General features: G+C 73.7%; 1 protein-coding gene. It reads right to left on the reverse strand.

The genetic code is table 11. The annotated features are described in order from the left end of the window. The coding region (locus tag Q2100_RS23130) for an alpha-(1->3)-arabinofuranosyltransferase domain-containing protein (protein WP_302915941.1) at nucleotides 1–3,141 on the reverse strand (3,141 nt) is incomplete at both ends.

The raw sequence follows: 3,141 nt of genomic DNA on the forward strand, positions 1-3,141 counted from the left end.
CGCCAGGGCAGTGCCGGGTCGTCCGGGCGGGGGCGGCGTCGCGCGGGCAGCCAGGCCAGCAGCGCCAGCACCGGCAGCAGGCACAGCCCGGCGATAAGGCCGGTGCGGTACAGCGCGTTGGACGCGAAGGCCAGTGTCACCGTTCCGGAAGTGCCTGCGGGGACAACCCAGCCCTGCTGCCAGCCGTTGACGGTCACCGGCTCCAGTTCCTCCCCGGAGGCGGTGCGGGCGTGCCAGCCGGGGTTGACGCTCTCCGGCACCACGAGCACCCGCGAGGTCGCGGCGTCGGGCGCTTCGACCTCTCGCCGGTCGGCGCTCCATTTCCCGGTCTGGACGGGAGTTGTTGCCGCAGGCTGTATCTCGTCGGCACGCGGGCCGGCCAACTGCACGCCGTCCACCACGAACGTCGGGCCGGGGCTGATCACCAGCTCCTGCTGGCCCGCGGGCAGCGCGATGGGGTCGGTGCGGCACGGCTGCGCGGCGATCGGCTCGCCGTCGAGCAGCGCCCCGACGGTGGTGCGGACGGTCGTCGGCACGAACTCCCCGGCCACGCCGATGATCGGTCCTCGGCCGCAGGGCAGGGTGACCGTGCGCGACCTGTCAGCGGACGCGTCGGGCGTGCCGAGCGGCATTCCGCGGCGGTCGAGCACCTCGACCTCGGCGATGCCCGGCGGCTTGAGCTGATCGAATCCCAGTGCGGTGCGGTCGATCACGTCGTTCCAGTCCAGCAGTGACACGGTCACCGTGTCGGTGCGGTGCGGGTGCAGGTCGATGGTCTGGGTCTCGTCCTCACCGGACAACCGGCGCACCTGTGGTCCGTCGCCGAGGTTGACCGCGACCATCGTGGGCCGCGCCGGCGGTTCCACCGCACTCGGCGTGATGCGCAGCGCCGCAACGTCGATCGTGGACGGCAGGCGCACGGTGATGGTGGGCGGGTTGCGTTGCTGCACCACGCGTTGCGGAGCGATCCACGCCGTCCTGGGATCGCCGTCGGTCGCGGCGAACGCCGATCCCTGCACGTCGATGAGGTCGGCGTCGCCGGTGGTCCTTGCGGCGCCCGGCGCAGCGACCAGATCGGCCAGCTTCGGGCCCTGCCGGGCGCGCAGCCACACCGTCGGGGTCACCGCGACGGCCTGCGGGACCGTCAGCGTGCGGCTGAGGTTCACCGGCTCCTCGGGCGCCAGCGCCATCGTCGCCGCGCACCGCACCCCATCCGGGGAGTCGACACAGCCCGGCCGGCCCAGCAGCTCGGAGCCCAGATCCCACTGCGCGACCGCCGATCCGGCCGGTGGGCCCGGCACGTCGACGGTGTGGCGCACCGTGATCGGCGTCGCGAAACCGTTCGCGTCGTACTGGGTGACCGACAGGTCGGTGAGGCCGAACTGCACACCCGCCGACCCGTCGTCGGTGGCGGCCGCGGTGATCCGCACCCACGGCGTCTCGCCGTAGGGCAGCGCGACCGTCAGCGGCTCGCCGGCCTCCTCGAAGCGCACCGAGCTGGTGCCGTTGATCGTGGACACCTCGAGCCGTCGCACCTGGGCGCCTACGGCGGTGGCGCTGGGGGTGATGGTCAGCGTCGCGTTGGTGACGGGGCGGTCGAAGTCGATCTGCAGCCACTGCCCGATGGCGGCCTGCAGCGCATTCGACACCCAGCTGGTCGAGGTGTCGGAGTCGACGGCCGATGCGGGTCCGGTGGCCGGTGCGACGTTGGGCAGCGCGGTCGAGTCGGCCGCCGAACTCGACACGGTGATCCGCCCGCCGGTCCACCGGGCGTACACCGGGTCTGCGCCGTCGACGGGATAGTCGGGGACGCGGTTGAACGTGTGCCGGGTGTCGCCCGGTGCGCGGATCGTCGAGGCGTGGTCGTCGACCCTGCCGTAGTCGATCTCGCGCGCGACGGGCGTGTCGGTGACGGTGACCAGCGGGGCGGGCAGCCCCGCGCGCTCGGCGTCGGCGGTCAGCAGCATCGGCCCCAGCGGCGGCCGGCCGAGCAGGCGGCGGCGTTCGTCGAGCCGCAACAGCGCCTCGGGTGCACCGTCCACCCGCGCCATCGCGTCGGTGTCGACGAGGTACGGCGCCGCGGGGTTGGGCGCGCCCGCTCCGGCGTCCACCCGGTAGATCTCGACCGCCGGATAGGGCGGGCGCAGACCGCTGTCGGTGACGAAGCCGTCGAGGGTGCCCGGGCCGACGGGGTCGCCGAACTGCGCCACCCTGGTCAGGCCGGGGGAACCGTCGACGGCGCGGTGCACCAGCACCGGCCGGGCCGAGCGCGACGTCTCCGGATCCAGATCGTTGCGGATCACGACATAGGAAATGCCTTGTCGGGCAAGGGTATCTGCCAGCCCCGCGGATGGTCGCCCGGCGGCGAACAGCCGTTGCACGGAGTCCAGCGCGCGGATGGTCTGCGGCGGTGTCAGCGGGATCGAGTCACGCACACCCCACGGACTGTTCCCGAGCACCTGCAACGGCTCGTCGTGGCTGCTGCCCCACACCTGGGTGGCGAACGGGGCGCCGGGGGCCACCAGCACCCGCCCTGCGGTGGGGGTGCCGGCGTTGTGTTCGTCGAGCCAGTCGGCGGTCTGCTGCCAGTACGGCGGGATCCCGTCGAACGCGCCCGGCGGCGCCAGCCGGCCCGTCCACGCCAGCGACGTCCCCGCCGCCAGCGCCACCAGCACGACGATGCCCACCGCCACCCGCCTGTCGCGCTCGGGATGGCTGAAGGCCTCGCGCACCACCGGCCGTGGCGCGCTGCCCGGCAGCGGGATGCGGCCAAGCAGGTGGATCAGCCCGAGCGCCAGCGGCACCCGCAGCAGCGGGTCGAGCTTCTGCAGGTTCCGCAGCGGTGTCCCGTCGGCGTCGAGGAACGCCTGGACAGCCTGTGCCACAGGGGAACCCAAGCCGCCGGAGTAACCGGCGGCCAGCAGCACCACCCCGGTGAGCAGCACGGTGATCAGCCGGCCGCGCGCGGGCATCGACCGCGTCGCCAGGCCGGCGAGACCCGCCGCGGCCACCAGCGTCGTCGCCAGCACCGCGACCGACCCGGTCACCAGGGAGCTGCCCGCGGTGGCGCCGGGCGCGACGAACGGCGTCCAGCTGCCGGTGCCGCGCAGCATCTCGGTCAGCGACATCCACTGCGTGGTG

Origin of the sequence: Mycolicibacterium arseniciresistens (genome assembly GCF_030519285.1) — a bacterium.
GTDB lineage: Bacteria > Actinomycetota > Actinomycetes > Mycobacteriales > Mycobacteriaceae > Mycobacterium > Mycobacterium arseniciresistens.